The organism is Pseudomonas sp. BN411 (genome assembly GCF_029871235.1).
Taxonomy (GTDB): domain Bacteria; phylum Pseudomonadota; class Gammaproteobacteria; order Pseudomonadales; family Pseudomonadaceae; genus Metapseudomonas.
This window is the reverse complement of sequence record NZ_SSOM01000044.1, coordinates 23,915-38,714: the sequence shown is the minus strand read 5'-3', so window position 1 is coordinate 38,714 and position 14,800 is coordinate 23,915. Positions and strand designations below refer to the sequence as shown.

The window sequence follows — 14,800 nt, the reverse complement described above, 5'->3', positions numbered from 1 at the left end:
GGACAGGTCCTGGTGGACCATGTCGGTGCACCAGACTGGGTGCGGGCAGCCCTCGCGCAGGCTCAAGAGGCCGGTGACGTGGTCGATCTGGCTGTCCAGCAGGACGATCGCCTTGATCCCGGTGTCGCGCACATGGCGAGCCGGCTGCAGCGGCGGAAAGGCCTCGAGCTGGGCGCGGATATCGGGGGAGGCGTTGCACAGCACCCAGTCGACGCCGTTGGCGCTGAGGGCGATGGAGGATTGGGTGCGCGGCTCGGCGCGGAGCTTGCCGCTGCGTACACCTGCGCAGTTGCGGCAGTTGCAGTTCCACTGAGGGAAACCACCGCCGGCGGCGGAACCGAGAATCTGGATATGCATGGCCACTCTCTATCCGAAAACACGTATCCGGAAAACGAAAACGCCCCGGCGGGCCGAGGCGTCGAACCGCAATGATTGCTTAGCGGTTGGCGAAGTACAGGGTCACTTCGAAGCCGATGCGCAGGTCTGTGTATGCAGGTTTGATCCACATGTTTTCTTTCCTCTTGTTGTCGATTGGAGCAGCAAGTTGGTAAGACTCATGAAACTCCAGCGCTGGATTGAGCCTGGCTTGATAGTAGGTAGCGCCAGTTCGGAAGTCTTGTTATATCGCATATAAGAGTTTGTAATAACACCAGTGGATTTGCAGGCACCAAATCCATTCGCTACGTACTTCGAGTTGGTCCACAGCAGGACCGCCGGAATGCCTCATTTCGCACACAACATCAACGCTCGAACATCCGCCATGATTCTGGCATGCTGACAAGCAGTTGCCTGTCGGTTGTACGCGGCTAAGCCGCGGGTACTTTCATGTGTCCAAACGCTTCCGTCAGGGTACAGTGCGTGCGCCTGGATAATAAAAATGAATTATCGCGACTTGGATCTTAACCTTCTTATTGTGCTCAACGTTTTGCTTGAGGAGCGCAATGTCACAAACTCAGCGACACGCTTGGGAATCAGCCAGCCCGCCACCAGTGTTGCATTGTCGAAACTGAGAGAGTTCTTCAATGATGAACTTTTCATCAGAACCGCTGCGGGCTTAGTTCCCACTTCGCTGGCGGAAAGTCTCAGGTCACCCGTTGCTGAGATCATCGAAAAAATCGAAGGGCAAATCACCAACTCACGCGCTTTCGACCCCGCGAACGCGCGAAGAAGGTTTGTGTTCGCCGCCTCGGACCTGGGCGAAATTTTTTTCTACCCAAAGATCATCCAATTGCTCAAGAGCGAAGCACCTCATTGCTCCGTCACCTGTGTTTCGCTTCCGGTCAACGACCTTGGCCGGGCGATGGAGCGAGGGGAAGTCGATGTCGCGCTTGGCTACTTTCCAGACCTGGACATCAATGGCATGTCCGAACTGCCACTCCTTTCTCTTGACCATGTCGTCATCGCTCGCGCCGATCATCCGCACATCCAGGGGTCGATGACGATCGAGCAATTTGAAACCGTGCCCCACGCGATCGTCAGCCATGAGGCCCGCCATCAACAGGAATATGAAGCACAGGTGGCCAAGAACGCATTAAGGCGTAACGTGTTCGCCAATATTGCTCACATTGTCACAGCGCCTGCCGTCATTCGGGATTCCGACCTCATCTCAGTGGTCCCCGACCTGCTCGCCACGGAGTTTGCCGAGCCCTTCAACTTGCAAGTCGTGCCCCTACCCTTCCAGGTCCCCAGGCTGCAGGCCAAGATGTACTGGCATGCACGCTCCAAGGGTGATGCCAGCGCGAGGTGGTTCCGAACGGCATTGAAGCGGATGTTCACAGAGCAGGGCCAGTAACCACTGAAACAAAAAAAGGAGGGGTTATCCCCTCCTTTCTGGCAACAACAGTTGCTTGGCTCAGTTGGCCGCGTTGCGATTGTCCTGGCGGGCCAACCACGCTGCGGACTGGCTCGAAATCAGGTTGGTGATATTGCCATGGAACAGGCTGATGTCGAGTTCGTGCATTCCATAGATCTTGGGGAATTCACCCCAGGCATTCATCAGCGCTGTGTTGATGCGGTCGATCTCACTATTGGGCTTCATCGTGACGCTCACCGCGCCGCCGCGAGCATCCGTTACGCAGTGCGTCTGAGCCTCATTAACGAACTTGATGAACTTGGGTGCGTCCTCAGACTCAAGTTCGCTATGAGGTCGTTGCACGTAAGCGATTGCCTGGCCTTCGCTACCATCCAATTCCGCCGGGTTGACGCACAGCGGTTTCACCCCCGGCGCCGAACGCCCCAGGTAGCGCCAACTAGACATTTCCGAATCCTTGTAGGTCGCCCATGCGACCACACAGCCGGTCTGGGACTTCGACTCGCAGGCTTTGACAGACTTGAACGTAGCGCTGTCAATGCCGATACCGCCTGGGATGTAGGCCGACACCAGAAGCGACTGTCCAGGTTTGCCTTCGATCTGCTCGGCAATCAGGCGTGCCATGACCGGTGAGCCACTGGACTGCGACACAAAGACAACACCGCGGCCGTTGTTGTAGTGCTTGAGGTAATACTTCCAGGCCGCGACCGCATCCTGGTAAGGAACGTCCAGCGCATGAGGGTCAGTCAGACTCAATTGCTGGGTGCCCGGGTGCTTGTCTTCCAGTGATACCAACGTCCACGCGGTCAGCTGTCGGTATAGCGGCGCAATAGGCCGGCATACAGAAGACAGCCGCGCGAGCTGTTCATTGACGAGGACCAACTCGGCATCCGGCTTCAGATCGCTATACGGCCCCTGGTCGACAGACGCGGTTGGGTACAGGTAGAAACAGTCCACTGAGGGACTTTTGGCCGCCGTAAAGCGTTCAACAGTATTGTCCCCGCTGGCACCGGCCACTTTTGCGTCAAGCCCGGAGTAACACGCGTCATTAGGGGAGTCGGGGCCACAGAGCCAGTTTGCCGGCTGACTGTAGTCAACGGGCGGCATCTTGCGTACTTGCTCGTAATCAATTTTGGGGACATCGCCTACCAGTTTTCCATTGACCATTGCCGGCGGTTCAGCCATTGCGTTGGAGGCCATTAGCGCCAGCATCACGGCGGATATAAGAATCTGTTTCAAGTTCGCTGCTCCATTATATTGGGTGTTCAAAAGAGCTTGAGATATACGCCCTTCAGCTACACAAGGACGAGCAACCTCGCGCAACGCTCATAAGGGTTGCGTGTATTAATTTTTGGATTACATGCTTAGCGTTGTTGCTTGTAGTCTTCCCATGCCCGGGACTGGATGTATGCCTTGAGTTCGCTCAAGTCATCCACAGTGGCATCGGCAAACTCCGGCATACCGGCGGACTTGAATAGGCCGCCTTGAACGATGCGATCGAAAACATCGAACATCGCTTTTCGGGTGAATCTCAGATCGGGTATCGAACCACCGCTGCCGATCACATCCCGCCCATGGCATTCGTTGCACGCAAAAAGGTCGAACTTGACCTTGCCCTTTTCGACTAATCGCGAGTCCGGTTCCGGATAGTCCGGTTGAATGAGCTGCCGTGGAGACTGCGCCTGCATCTGCAATTTGCCGCCGATCTTGAAAGCGACGATGCGGGACGGCGCCGCCTGGTTTTCCGGGGTAGATACCACCTTCGAAAAGTAACGCGGGCCCAGGCTCGAGTTGTTGTTACCCACAGGAACAATGACGTACTGCTCACCATCGACCATCACGGTCGATGGCGCCGCGCGCACGCCGCCGGCCATTTTATGGCTCCATAACAACGTGCCATCGCGATCGTCATAGGCGTTGAACTCGCCTGTCGATGTCCCTTCGAATACCAGCCCGCCAGCCGTGTGAACGACCCCACCATTGACGATGCTAGGCAGCTTTACCCGCCATTTTGCTGCCTGGGCGATCGGGTCCCATGCCACCAGTTCGGAGTAACGCTGGTACCCGGGCGTGTGCTCGATGGAAAAGATGTCGTTCTCGACGCCGTACAGTGAATTGCCAGTGTTATCGACCGTCATTTTCACGGGTAGGTAGTCGAATGATGCGAACGCCGTCTTGCTGGCCGGATCAAATGCCATCGGCGACCAACTACGCATGCCGCTTGGCCCAGGGACGACGATAGAAACACCGCCCGGCTTCTTCCAGTACTCGGCGTCCGGGTTCGGAATCGGTCGTCCTGTCTTGGGGTCGATACCCAATGCCCAGGTCACCGGCAGCGGATTGCGCGCCGAGATGAACTTGCCGGTCCTGGCGTTTAGCACGTAAAAGAATCCGTTCTTCGGCGCACTCATGACGACACGTGTCGGCTTGCCCTCCACGGGAAGCTCCCCGACCACGATCGGGGCGGAAGCTTCCAAATTCCAGCCGTCGTTTGGCGTAACCGTGTAGTGCCACAGGTACTTGCCGGTCTTGGCATCCAGCGCGACGACGGCATTGGTGTATAGCTCGTCCCCTGCCGCCTTGCCGCGCTTCGTCGGGTTCCACGGAGAGGGACCACCCGTGCCGATATACACCTGTTCCAGTTCCGCATCATAAGTGATGGAGTCCCAGACACTTCCGCATCCTTTGGTGTGCTCGGCCCAACCCTTGCCCCACGTCGCGGCAGCCCGAGTCATCACCTCATCGGCCTGTGGCTTCGAAGGATCGTCGGGCACGGTATGGAAGCGCCACAGGCGTCTACCCGTTCGCTCGTCATAGGCATCGACAAAGCCCCTCGCCAAGCCTGAATCGCCGCAGTTGTTGCCGATGAAGACCTTGCCGCCACCGACACGGGGAGCACCGGTGATCCCGGTGACACCTGTTTCATCGCAGCGCGGTGTTTGCCAGACAACTTTGCCGGTCTTCTGGTCGAGCGCGACGAGACGACAATCTCCGGTGCCCACAATCGCGAGATCTCCGCTCAATGCCAGCCCGCGATTCACCCGCGCCGACCAAGAGCGAATCAGGCCGATATTGGCGAAATCCAGATCCGGTGAGTAACTCCAGAGCAGCTTGCCGGTACGCGCATCCGTAGCGAACACGCGAGACAGGGTTGCACTCTGGAAGATGATTCCATCCTTGACCAGGGGGTTGCCCACGGGGCTGTCGGCGCTTGGTATCTCACCAATCCAAGCGATTCCGAGCTGGGCAACGTTGTCACGATTTATCTGGGAAAGTCCGGAGTGGTACTGCGCATCCGGACCATTTCCCAATACATTCCAGTCGGTGTTCTGGACGGCGGCACAGCCGCCCGCCCAAAACAGGCTCAAGGCCAATGCGGACAAAAGCGATGTGTTCATTGTCATTTTTATTATCACTTGGTGCGGAACAAACGGATGATTTCTTCGCCGACTCCCAATGCGGAAGCCGGATTCTGTCCCGTGATCAGGTTGCCATCCACGAGCACATTTTTTTGCCAGTCGGGGGCGGCGAAAAACATCGCTCCTTGGCTGCGTAACTCAGTCTCGACAAGATACGGCACGGCGTCGCAAGCACCGACGGCATCCTCCTCACTGTCAGTGAAGGATGTGAGCGAGCGGTTGCGCACCAGCGGATGACCTTGCGGGCCCCGCACATCCAGTAGCACCGCTGCCCCATGACAGATGGTGCCGACAAGTTTGTCGTCATGAAGCATGTTGCTGATCAGGTCGATCGAGGCCGGATCGGTCCTCAAGTCGAGCATCGGACTGTAGCCGCCCGGGTAGATCACCGCATCGAAGTCACTGGGCGATACCTGCTCGATCCGCATCGTGTTCTGCAGCCGCTCTGACAACTCGGTGTCGTCCCTGTAGCGCTGCATCAGCGCAGCACCTTGAAGCGCCTTGACACTGACAGGGTCGATCGGAGCAGCTCCTCCTCTCGGTGTGGCAATGGCAATTTGCGCACCGTGATCCAGCAAGAGGTAGTAGGGAGCCAAGAGCTCCTCCAACCAGCATCCGATTTTGCGATCTGGTGGAAGCGTTTCAGCGGAAGAAAGGATGAAAACAACGCGCATGGCTCTCTCCAGATCGCTTGTCAATGAGTGCTGGTGTGCTCGGCTTTTTGCCGGGCCCACTCGGTCATGGCGGAGTCCGGCGTCTGCACCAGCTCCGAGCCATCGTCCTGGAGCCAACGGATCGGCCCGTCCATGGTGAGGATGAAGCAGGTATCCTCAAGCAGCCTTGTCAGTGGGTGGTGAGCGCCCGCAGGTTCGAGAATGAAACCCTCACCGCTGCCAGCGTGCTCGGGGGTACTGGTCGTGACCTTGCCATAGAAGAGATACCCCTCGGCCTCACCGGCGTGAATATGCGGCATGATTGCGCTACCGGCGGGGCCGCGATACATCACTGTCCAGCGGCTATTACCAGGACGGGCATACATCAGCTTCCACTCGATACCACCCTGCTGTTGGCTGTCGCTCATTGGCAACCACGGCTGGTCATCGACATGAATGAATGCACCCGGGCTTTCCCACGTTACGTTTACGTCTTGCATATCAGGCTCCTGCAGAAGCTTTTGTTGTGGTTTGTTTTGAAAGTTGTTCGTCGACTTGTCGAGCTGCCAACATGCCACTCTCGATGGCTCCATCGATAAACCCACGCCAGCCTTGGGCAATATCACCACTGGCAAAGTGGATGCGCCCCTCAGGCCTGGAAAGTTCATTGAACGTTCCGGTCAAGGTGCCTGGGCGGAACCAACACCATTCGGCCCGTGAATAAGGATCGGCCGTCCAATCGTGACAACGAGTCGCTACAACATTTACGTCAGGCAGCAACGTGCGCAGGGCCCGTTGAGCTTCGGTGACATTGTGGAAGTCGATGTCGCCGGGATAGCAGAAGGAGACGATCAATGAACCAGGCGATACGGTGTTCTCGGTGAAGGCATAGGTCACCGGGTTTGGCGGTGCCGCAACACCAGTCCAGGCCCCTATATCCTCCTTGAGCTTGAAGTAGACTTTTCGTCCCGTGGTGGTATTGCCCGTTTGAGAGGCGCCTCTCTTTACGGTATTGAGCGAGGGGGTGAACTTAATCGAGTCGAGCACAGCGAGCGGTACCGCAGCCACGACGGCTCCCGCGCGGTAAGTACCGGTCGAAGTTCGGACAATTACGCCTCCTTCAACTTGCTGTACTTCACTCACAGGCTCGTTGACCTGCAATTTGACCGAGGCATCATTCAGAATCGCATTCGCCAGGGCTCCCGTTCCTTCCTTGATTTTGAAACGTGCCTGACGATCGCCTAGATGTCCGAAGTCATAATCGTTGAGTGCCCACCATTTGATCCAATCCAGGAAGGCCCCTTGCTCCAGCGGGCTAGCGCACCCCATCGCCATAAGGCCGGCGGTAATGTCTTTCAACTCGGGGGACCCTTTCATCTCCCGAAGACGATCAGCCAAACTGAGCTTGTCGAGTTGGCGCACCAGTTGCTCATTGAAGAATGGATCATATGGGCGAGGAAATACTGTGCGCCCACCTTGGCCATCGACGTCGCTGAACGCAGTTATTCCTTCGATCATCTTTCCGTAGAAATCGGCAGCCTGCCCCTCGTGCAGCTTTCCTTGGGAAATCCAAGAGGCACTTCCAGGCACTAATGCCGGGCTTTCCTTGAGGGTAAGACCGTATCGGGCAAACTCGGCCCATACATAGCCTTGCGTCCAGTGAATCCAAGTGCCGCCGTACTCAATATGATCGCCATCGAAGTCCATATCATAGGTTCGCCCGCCAATACGACCCCGCGCCTCAAGCAAAAGAACCCGATATCCTTTTTTTGCACAGTCTCTGGCAGCAGTCAGCCCCGCAAAACCTGCACCAATAACGATTACATCAAGTTCATTACCACCAGACTTAATGGGTGAACTATTCGCCAGCAGAGCTTTAGAGGCGAGTACACCCGCAGCCATACCGACTGCGGTACCTTTAATCATCTGACGTCTACTTACAGACATGATCTTTGCCCTCACCTTGTATTAATTATGGGACAAATTGATTCCAGCAAACCCTGTAGTCAGCTGCAATTTATACAGCTTATAAAGCGCTCAAATAATCTAATGAGGTGCGATTGACCGTTAACACATGAAGGGACCGTCTCGCTGAAAGAGAGACGGTCTAACGTGGCTACATGAACTTCACGCCGCCCTGAGAAGCCTTGGTTTCTTTCGGTTTCTCGGGCTCCACAGGCTTCTCCAGCTCCCCTGTCTTGCCCTCGTGAGCTGCCCATGCAGAGTTGATGATGTAGGCGTAGATTGCTTCCGCCTCCTCATCGGTCATGGTTTCGAACTGCGGCATGCCAATGGGTTTAAGGGCCCCCTGTTGCACGATCGCCTTGAAAACGTCGAGGTTAACCGGGTGGCGCCGATTGAGATTCGGAGGATTCCCCCCGTTTGAGGCGCCACCTTCCCGGCCATGGCAGATATCGCAACCGTTAGCCTCGAACAGCCCAAATCCTTTGGCGGCCAGTTCAGCACTCATGCGCTCATAACGCGGCACGGGAACAGGTTCGGGCTTAGCGAGTGCCGGATAGTTTTCTTTTCCGCCCAGTTTGAACGCTAGAAGGCGAGCGGGTGTACGGCTTTCCGGCGTCGAGGTATATCGACCTAGCACCTGCCCGGAACTGGCCCCAGCACCATTACCCGTGGCAACCAGCACGTACTGCTCACCATCAAGCATGACCGTGGAAGGTGCAGCACGAATGGCCCCGCCAACCTGGTTAGCCCAAAGAGTCTTGCCCGTGCGGTCATCGAGAATGACCAGTTTGCCGTCTGCTGTTCCTTGGAAAACCAAGCCCCCGGCGGTATGCAGCAACCCACCGTTGAGCGGAAACGCAGATTTTTCGGAGCTCCACTTGACCGTATTGCTGGCGAGGTCGACTGCAACAACCTGGCTGCTGGCCCTTATGGGGGATTCAGGCTTGTCACCGTACATGTAATCGACCTGCACACCCGCAACCACCGACGCCGGATCAAGCTTGTAGGTGGTGGGCATGGTAATCATCGGGATGAAGACAGTACTCGTAGCGGGATTGAGCGCCAGCGCCTCCCAGCCGTGAGCACCAGTTGGCCCGGGGATTACGAGGGTGTCCTGTCCATCACGCTTCCAGTACTGCGCATCGGGGTTCGGAATCGAGCGTCCAGATTTATCAAGCCCTTTAGCCACGTTCACAGTCGCGTACTTAGTGCCTGAAAGGAACTGGCCTGTCTTGGCGTCGTAAAGGTAGGTAAACCCTTGCTTCGGCACCGACACCACAACATGACGACTCGTGCCATTCACGGGCACGTCGGCAACCATCAGACCAACCGCAGGCTCCATGTTCCAAGCGTCATGCGGCACCTGTTTATGGTGCCACTTGTACTTCCCAGTGCTGGCATCAAGGGCAACGACCGAGTTAGTGAAAAGTTCATCACCGGCATCACTAGCGCGCAACGTCGGCACGACTGGCGATGGACCACCTACTCCGATGATCAGTTGATTCAGTTTTTCGTCATAGACCATGGCATCCCAGACGCTGCCACAGCCGTGGGACTTGCTGTACCAATCCGTCCCCCAGGTCTTGGCTAGATCGCGATAGAAAGGATCCTTCTCAGTTTTAGGATCATCAGGGACCGTATAGAAACGCCACTTATGTTCGCCACTCTTGGCATCAAAGGCGTCGACATATCCTCTCGTCATCCCCGAATCAGCGCAGGTATTACCCGTGAAAACCATACCTGCACCAACGCGAGGGGCCGCGCTGATGCCGTAGAACTCGGTCGGATTGCAACTCTTGACTTCCCAGCGCTTCTCGCCAGTTTTCTGGTCAACGGCAACCAAGCGACAATCGCCTGTAGCAATAATTGCATTATCTCCTTCAAGCGCGACGCCGCGATTGAACTGGCGCCCCCACAGGCCCAGCAGCGATTGTTTCATCGCTTCTTCAGGAGGATATTCAGACTTGAAATGCCACAGCAACTTTCCGGTCTTCAGATCATTTGCATATATTTGGCCACCTGGACCACCTTGATAGACAATGCCGTTCTTGACCAATGGATTGCCCACCAGGCCTGCATTGCTCGGCATCTCGACAGACCACGCAAGACCGAGGCCCTTTACTGTCGACTGGTTTATATTCTGCAAGTCCGAATGATGCTGCATCTCAGAGCCATTACCGAGAAACTCCCAATTAGTGTTTAATTGAGAGGCATCAGCAAGATGGGTGACCGCGCCCAAGATCCCAGCTGCGAGTACTGTTTTATTCAACATTCACATCCCCTATATAGTCGCAGCACGCAAAACCTTTATGCGACGTTATTATTTTCCGAGATGCCCACATGATTTAGTGTGCAAACCATTAACACCAAGACCCACACCATTAGATGTGTCGATCCGTGCTGCCTCGAGCTTCTGGAGAAGAAGACTGTCGACGCAAGAATAAAACAGTTCCACCTTAACCGAACAAGCAATACGTGTTATTCGAAAATCAAATAATCCATTCTTTCGATTAACAATCGATCAACCAAACGAAGAAACATCGATAATTGCGCTGACGTAAACATGAGAAAATGCGCAAGTTTTATTAAGCGCATCTATAAAATCATTAAACAACAGGCCACTCATAGGCATATTCGGGCAAGGAGGTCGTTGACACCAAGGGCGGAATAGTTACTTGTCTTTTGGCCATGCCCTGTATCTGGGAAAAATATTTGGAATGCCCATGGGAGTGGCACTGATCACAATGGGCTTCTCTTGATTGGGCTGGACATTACCAACTGGGGAGGGGCCAGCTGATAGGCGAGCTTGGTGCCAGGCGAATATGAGGGAATGTCTGAGCCGCCTTCACTAGGCAAGGTAGTCCAGGCCATTTGAGTGCGGCGCGCATGTCCAGCGCCAAGGTCATTCCGCCATCGGGCGAGAGCCGCTTCGTGAGTTTGGTGACTCACGAATCAGACGATGTCACTCCCTCAAAAACCGTCAATACGGCGTCTATCACTGCGCGGATCTTGGCGGTATGACGCAGGTCGCCGTGAGTGACCATCCATACCTCGTAGGGATGGCTGCGTGCTCGAGTGGGCCAGACACGGACCAGGCCATCCCGTTCGCCCATGTATAGGGGAAGCTCGCCCACGCCCAGACCGGCAGCAATGGCGTTTCGGACCATAACGCTGGAATTCACTGCGGTAACGATCCGGCCGGATGCGGCCGACTCGTCCACCAGGGTCACGTCGCGGCCTTCGGCCAAGTGGGGTTCGTACATCACCAGGTCGTGCCCCAGGAACCCGGTGCCGGGCTCGGGGGTGCCATGGACATCGAGGTACCCCGCCGAGGCGAACAGCCCCATGGGCCAACTGGCCAGGCGCCGTACCACAAGGTCCGGGTTGTCCGGCTTGCGCGTGCGGATGGCGATATCGGCTTCGCGGCGAGCGAGGTTGAGCACGTCCGACGAGCTGTTGAGATTGACCCTCACATCCGGATAGCGGGCGTGCACGCGCGCCATGGCCGGAATCACGAAATCGACGGCCAGGGAGTCAGTGGTGGTTACCCGCACTTCGCCGGAGAGCGCCTTGTCGCGCCCCTGTGCCCGGCGTACCAGCTCAAAAGCCGCGGTTTCCATACGTTCGGCCGCTTCCAAAACGGTTTCCCCTACCCCGGTCAACTGGAAGCCGCTGGAGGTACGCAGGAACAGGGTCGAGCCAAGCGCCTGCTCCATGGCGGCGATCCGCCGGCTAACCGTCGCCTGGTCCACGTTCAGTTCCCGGGCGGCGCCACGCAGCGTCTGCTGCCGGGTCATCGCCAGGAACACTCTTGCATCGTTCCAGTTCATTTCGCCTTCCTCCTGCTGCATTCCTGCAAACAGGGCTTGTGAAAACACTGCGCGACGGTGCCATCCCGCGCTCCTACGATGCTCGGCATCTCCCGTCATCGAGGTTCATGACATGCACAATCCCCCTCTCCCCCAGCATATGACCGCCATCGAGATCAGCCAGCCGGGCGGGCCGGAAGTCCTGCTGCCGACCCTCCGCCCCACGCCCGCACCACGGGGTCGGGAGGTCCTGATCCGGGTCCGGGCCGCCGGCGTCAACGGCCCTGACGTACTCCAGCGCAAGGGCCTGTACGACCCGCCGCCCGGTGCCTCGGATATCCCGGGCCTGGAGGTCGCTGGTGAAGTCGTGGCGCTGGGCGAAGGCGTGACCCAGTTGCGTATCGGCGAGCAAGTGATGGCGCTGATTCCCGGTGGCGGTTACGCCGAATATGCGGTGGCCGACGAACGCAACGCGCTGCCATTGCCGAAGGGGTTGGAACTCACCGAGGCGGCCGCCCTGCTGGAAACCTTCATGACCGTCTGGACCAACCTGTTCCAACGCGGGCAGTTCAAGGCAGGCGACAGTGTGCTGATCCACGGAGGCGCCTCCGGTATCGGCACCACCGCGACCATGCTGGCTCGTGCATTCGGCGCCTCCACTGTGATCACCACCATCCGCAACGAAGAGCAGCGTCAGGCCAGCCTGGCCCTGGGCGCCGACGTCGCGATCAACTATCAGACAGCGGATTTCGTTGAGGCCGCGCTGGCCGCCACGGCTGGCAAAGGCGTGGACGTGGTGGTCGACATCATCGGCGGTGACTACGTGAGCCAGAACTATCAGGCCGCCGCCATGAACGGACGCATCGTACAGATTGGCCTGCTGAAGGGGCCAGCCCAGAACGTCGACCTCTTCCCCATGTTGACCAAGCGCCTCACTCACCTCGGCTCCACCTTGCGTTCACGCAGCCACGAGGAGAAGGCTGCAATCATGGCGGAGCTGCAGGCTCACGTCTGGCCGCTGATCGAGTCCGGTCGGGTCAAGCCTCGGGTCAGCGCCACTTTCAGCCTACGGCAAGCCAGCGATGCTCATCGTCTGCTCGATACCGGCGGCCACATCGGCAAGGTCGTGCTGACGGCCTGATCCCACCGGGAGGTGCGATGCCCAGCGGGCATCGCATCCTTCGTCACAGACCCGAGCAGGCATGTCCTCCGTCCACTATGATCTCGGCCCCGTTCATGCCCCGCCCGGCGTCGGAAGCCAGAAGCAGCAACGCCCCCTCCAGGTCTTCATAGGTGCAGAAACGCCGCGACGGTACGCGCGCTCTCAGGCGCTCGCCCGCCTCGCTGGCGAGGAATCCATCGTTGATTTCAGTCACCACGTACCCCGGCGCGAGGGCGTTGACGCGAATGCCGAAGCGCGCCAGTTCCAGTGCCATGGAGCGGGTCAGGTGGCTGAGGCCAGCCTTCGCGGCGCAGTAAGGGCCAACGCCCCCGCCCACGCGCGATGCGAGGATCGACGTGACGTTGATCAGGCTGCCACCCTGCCCCGCCTCGACCATTCTTCGAGCTGCCTCCTGCGCGACCATCCAGGCGCCTTTCAGGTTGGTATCGAGAACGGCGTCCCAGTCTTCATCGCGATAGTCGAGGACGCGCTTCGTATCGCTGACTCCGGCATTGTTGACGACGATGTCCAGCCCGCCGAAGTCCGCCTGGATCGCATCCAGGCACTCCACCACCGATGCGCGGGCAGTCACGTCCAATGAATAGGCTTGGGCCTCGTGATCGTTGAAACGGATATCGCTGACCAGTTCATCCAGACGCTCTACCCGCCGCGCTGCGACGGCAACGCGAGCACCGGCGGCGGCCAGCACCCGCGCGAAGTGCCGGCCTAATCCGCTGGAGGCGCCGGTCACCAGGGCCCGCCGCCCGCGCAGATCGAAAGCCAGCAGCGGCGAACGGTTCATTGCGCACCGCCTTGCACACGCGCGAGGATCTTGCGCGCCAGACTCATGCGATGCACTTCGTTGGGGCCGTCGTAAATCCTGAAGCCACGGGCGTCGCGGAAGATGCGGTCGACAATTGCTTCGCTGGTGACGCCCTGGCCACCCAGCACCTGCACACTGCGATCGATCACTCTCCAAATGCTTTCGGAGCTGATCACCTTGGCCATGCTCGACTCGGAATTCCCACGTTCACCCTGGTCCAATACCCAGGCGCAATGCCAGATGGCAAGGCGCGTAGTGAGCAGGTCCATCTCGTTATCGGCAAGCATGAAGCCGACGCCCTGATGCTCGCCCAACACTTTGCCAAACGACTGGCGCCGGCCAGCATAGGCACAGGCCACGTCATGGGCGCGGCGCGCCTGCCCCAGCCAGCGCATGCAGTGGGTCAGGCGCGCAGGCGCGAGCCGCACTTGCGCATAGCGGAAGCCCTTGCCAACCTCGCCCAGCACATCACTGGCGGGCACCCGCAGGTTCTCGAAGCGCAACACCGCATGGCCACCAGTGAAGCAGCTGTCCAGGGAGTCCATCATGCGTTCGAGGATGAATCCGGGCCGGTCGGTATCGGTCAGGAACATGGTTGCGTTGCCGTCTTCCGTACGCGCCATGATGATCGCGAAGCTGGCACCCTCCGCGCCGGTGATCAGCCACTTGCGGCCATTGATGAGGTAATCGTCGCCGTCGCGCACGGCCGTAGTGGCCAGCATCGACGGATCGGAACCAGCGCCTGGCGCTGGCTCGGTCATGGCGAAGCAGGAGCGGATATGGCCCTGCACCAGCGGGCGCAACCAGCGGTCCTTCTGCTCCTCGGTCGCCACGACTTCCATCAGGTGGATGTTGCCCTCGTCGGGGGCATGGATGTTCATCGCGGTCGGGCCGAGCGGCGAATAGGCGGCCTCCTCGAACACGATTGCCTTGGCGGTGTGGGACAGTCCCAACCCGCCCATTTCGCGAGAGGCATGCGGCGTCAGCAGGCCACGTGCGCGGGCCTTCGCAACCAGTTCCTGACGTAGCTCGCCGGATGGACCGTGCGGCGTCTGTCGGGGGTCGTTCTCCAGCGGAATGATCTCCGTGGCGATGAATTCCCGTACACGGGCCTGCAGGTCTAGAAGGTCATCCGAAAGCGCAAAGTTCATGGGTGATT

Annotated in this window: 13 protein-coding genes; 2 read left to right on the top strand and 11 right to left on the bottom strand. The window is 58.2% G+C overall.

Going from position 1 to position 14,800, the window contains the following annotated elements; translation table 11 throughout:
- Together E8F06_RS05920 and pqqA are read right to left on the bottom strand one after the other, a co-directional pair.
- Positions 1 to 357 (bottom strand): MBL fold metallo-hydrolase (locus tag E8F06_RS05920; protein WP_280365145.1); only part of this gene is annotated, 357 nt, incomplete at its 3' end.
- A 79-nt stretch (positions 358 to 436) separates the two neighbouring features.
- The gene (pqqA, locus tag E8F06_RS05915) at positions 437 to 508 is read right to left on the bottom strand and encodes a pyrroloquinoline quinone precursor peptide PqqA (protein ID WP_280350215.1); all 72 of its coding nucleotides are present in this window, start codon (positions 506 to 508) and stop codon (positions 437 to 439) included.
- 369 nt (positions 509 to 877) lie between these two features.
- On the opposite strand from pqqA, the gene E8F06_RS05910 reads away from it, so the two are divergent.
- Positions 878 to 1,792 carry a LysR family transcriptional regulator gene (locus E8F06_RS05910; protein WP_280365142.1) on the top strand — a complete coding sequence of 305 codons (915 nt, stop codon included), beginning with the start codon at positions 878 to 880 and terminating at the stop codon, positions 1,790 to 1,792.
- Between the two features lie 60 nt (positions 1,793 to 1,852).
- Here E8F06_RS05910 and E8F06_RS05905 read toward each other — a convergent pair whose 3' ends face one another.
- The 7 genes from E8F06_RS05905 to E8F06_RS05875 all read right to left on the bottom strand — a co-directional run bounded on the left by E8F06_RS05905 (position 1,853) and on the right by E8F06_RS05875 (position 11,677).
- A complete protein-coding gene (locus E8F06_RS05905) occupies positions 1,853 to 3,049 on the bottom strand; it encodes a DUF3089 domain-containing protein (protein ID WP_280365140.1) in 1,197 nt (398 codons plus the stop codon).
- A 125-nt stretch (positions 3,050 to 3,174) separates the two neighbouring features.
- Positions 3,175 to 5,208: a PQQ-binding-like beta-propeller repeat protein gene (locus E8F06_RS05900; RefSeq protein WP_280365137.1), complete on the bottom strand. Its 2,034-nt coding sequence runs from the start codon at positions 5,206 to 5,208 to the stop codon at positions 3,175 to 3,177.
- Between the two features lie 14 nt (positions 5,209 to 5,222).
- A complete protein-coding gene (locus tag E8F06_RS05895) occupies positions 5,223 to 5,903 on the bottom strand; it encodes a type 1 glutamine amidotransferase domain-containing protein (protein WP_280365135.1) in 681 nt (226 codons plus the stop codon).
- A 20-nt stretch (positions 5,904 to 5,923) separates the two neighbouring features.
- Positions 5,924 to 6,382 (bottom strand): hypothetical protein, encoded by a 459-nt coding sequence (locus E8F06_RS05890; RefSeq protein ID WP_280365133.1) that lies wholly within the window; start codon positions 6,380 to 6,382, stop codon positions 5,924 to 5,926.
- Between the two features lies 1 nt (position 6,383).
- Positions 6,384 to 7,808, bottom strand: coding sequence for an NAD(P)/FAD-dependent oxidoreductase (locus E8F06_RS05885; protein ID WP_280365130.1), 1,425 nt, complete (start codon positions 7,806 to 7,808; stop codon positions 6,384 to 6,386).
- A gap of 190 nt (positions 7,809 to 7,998) precedes the next feature.
- Positions 7,999 to 10,119, bottom strand: coding sequence for a PQQ-binding-like beta-propeller repeat protein (locus tag E8F06_RS05880; protein ID WP_280365127.1), 2,121 nt, complete (start codon positions 10,117 to 10,119; stop codon positions 7,999 to 8,001).
- A 673-nt stretch (positions 10,120 to 10,792) separates the two neighbouring features.
- Positions 10,793 to 11,677, bottom strand: coding sequence for a LysR family transcriptional regulator (locus E8F06_RS05875; protein WP_280365124.1), 885 nt, complete (start codon positions 11,675 to 11,677; stop codon positions 10,793 to 10,795).
- A gap of 139 nt (positions 11,678 to 11,816) precedes the next feature.
- Between E8F06_RS05875 and E8F06_RS05870 the strand changes: the two genes are divergently transcribed.
- Positions 11,817 to 12,797, top strand: coding sequence for an NAD(P)H-quinone oxidoreductase (locus tag E8F06_RS05870; protein WP_280365150.1), 981 nt, complete (start codon positions 11,817 to 11,819; stop codon positions 12,795 to 12,797).
- A gap of 43 nt (positions 12,798 to 12,840) precedes the next feature.
- On the opposite strand, the gene E8F06_RS05865 is transcribed toward E8F06_RS05870, so the two are convergent.
- Positions 12,841 to 13,620 (bottom strand): SDR family oxidoreductase, encoded by a 780-nt coding sequence (locus E8F06_RS05865; protein ID WP_280365122.1) that lies wholly within the window; start codon positions 13,618 to 13,620, stop codon positions 12,841 to 12,843.
- Complete coding sequence (locus E8F06_RS05860) at positions 13,617 to 14,792, bottom strand: acyl-CoA dehydrogenase family protein (protein WP_280365119.1); 1,176 nt, start codon at positions 14,790 to 14,792, stop codon at positions 13,617 to 13,619. Before E8F06_RS05860 ends, E8F06_RS05865 begins: the two co-directional genes overlap by 4 nt.
- Positions 14,793 to 14,800: the final 8 nt, after the last annotated feature.

What these genes read in the sequence shown, in the direction of transcription:
- E8F06_RS05875 (WP_280365124.1), bottom strand. Translation starts at nt 11,677, where the DNA reads ATGAACTGGAACGATGCAAGAGTGTTCCTGGCGATGACCCGGCAGCAG.
- E8F06_RS05870 (WP_280365150.1), top strand. Translation starts at nt 11,817, where the DNA reads ATGACCGCCATCGAGATCAGCCAGCCGGGCGGGCCGGAAGTCCTGCTG.
- E8F06_RS05885 (WP_280365130.1), bottom strand. Translation starts at nt 7,808, where the DNA reads ATGATTAAAGGTACCGCAGTCGGTATGGCTGCGGGTGTACTCGCCTCT.
- E8F06_RS05890 (WP_280365133.1), bottom strand. Translation starts at nt 6,382, where the DNA reads ATGCAAGACGTAAACGTAACGTGGGAAAGCCCGGGTGCATTCATTCAT.
- E8F06_RS05880 (WP_280365127.1), bottom strand. Translation starts at nt 10,119, where the DNA reads ATGTTGAATAAAACAGTACTCGCAGCTGGGATCTTGGGCGCGGTCACC.
- E8F06_RS05900 (WP_280365137.1), bottom strand. Translation starts at nt 5,208, where the DNA reads ATGAACACATCGCTTTTGTCCGCATTGGCCTTGAGCCTGTTTTGGGCG.
- E8F06_RS05895 (WP_280365135.1), bottom strand. Translation starts at nt 5,903, where the DNA reads ATGCGCGTTGTTTTCATCCTTTCTTCCGCTGAAACGCTTCCACCAGAT.
- E8F06_RS05865 (WP_280365122.1), bottom strand. Translation starts at nt 13,620, where the DNA reads ATGAACCGTTCGCCGCTGCTGGCTTTCGATCTGCGCGGGCGGCGGGCC.
- E8F06_RS05860 (WP_280365119.1), bottom strand. Translation starts at nt 14,792, where the DNA reads ATGAACTTTGCGCTTTCGGATGACCTTCTAGACCTGCAGGCCCGTGTA.
- E8F06_RS05910 (WP_280365142.1), top strand. Translation starts at nt 878, where the DNA reads ATGAATTATCGCGACTTGGATCTTAACCTTCTTATTGTGCTCAACGTT.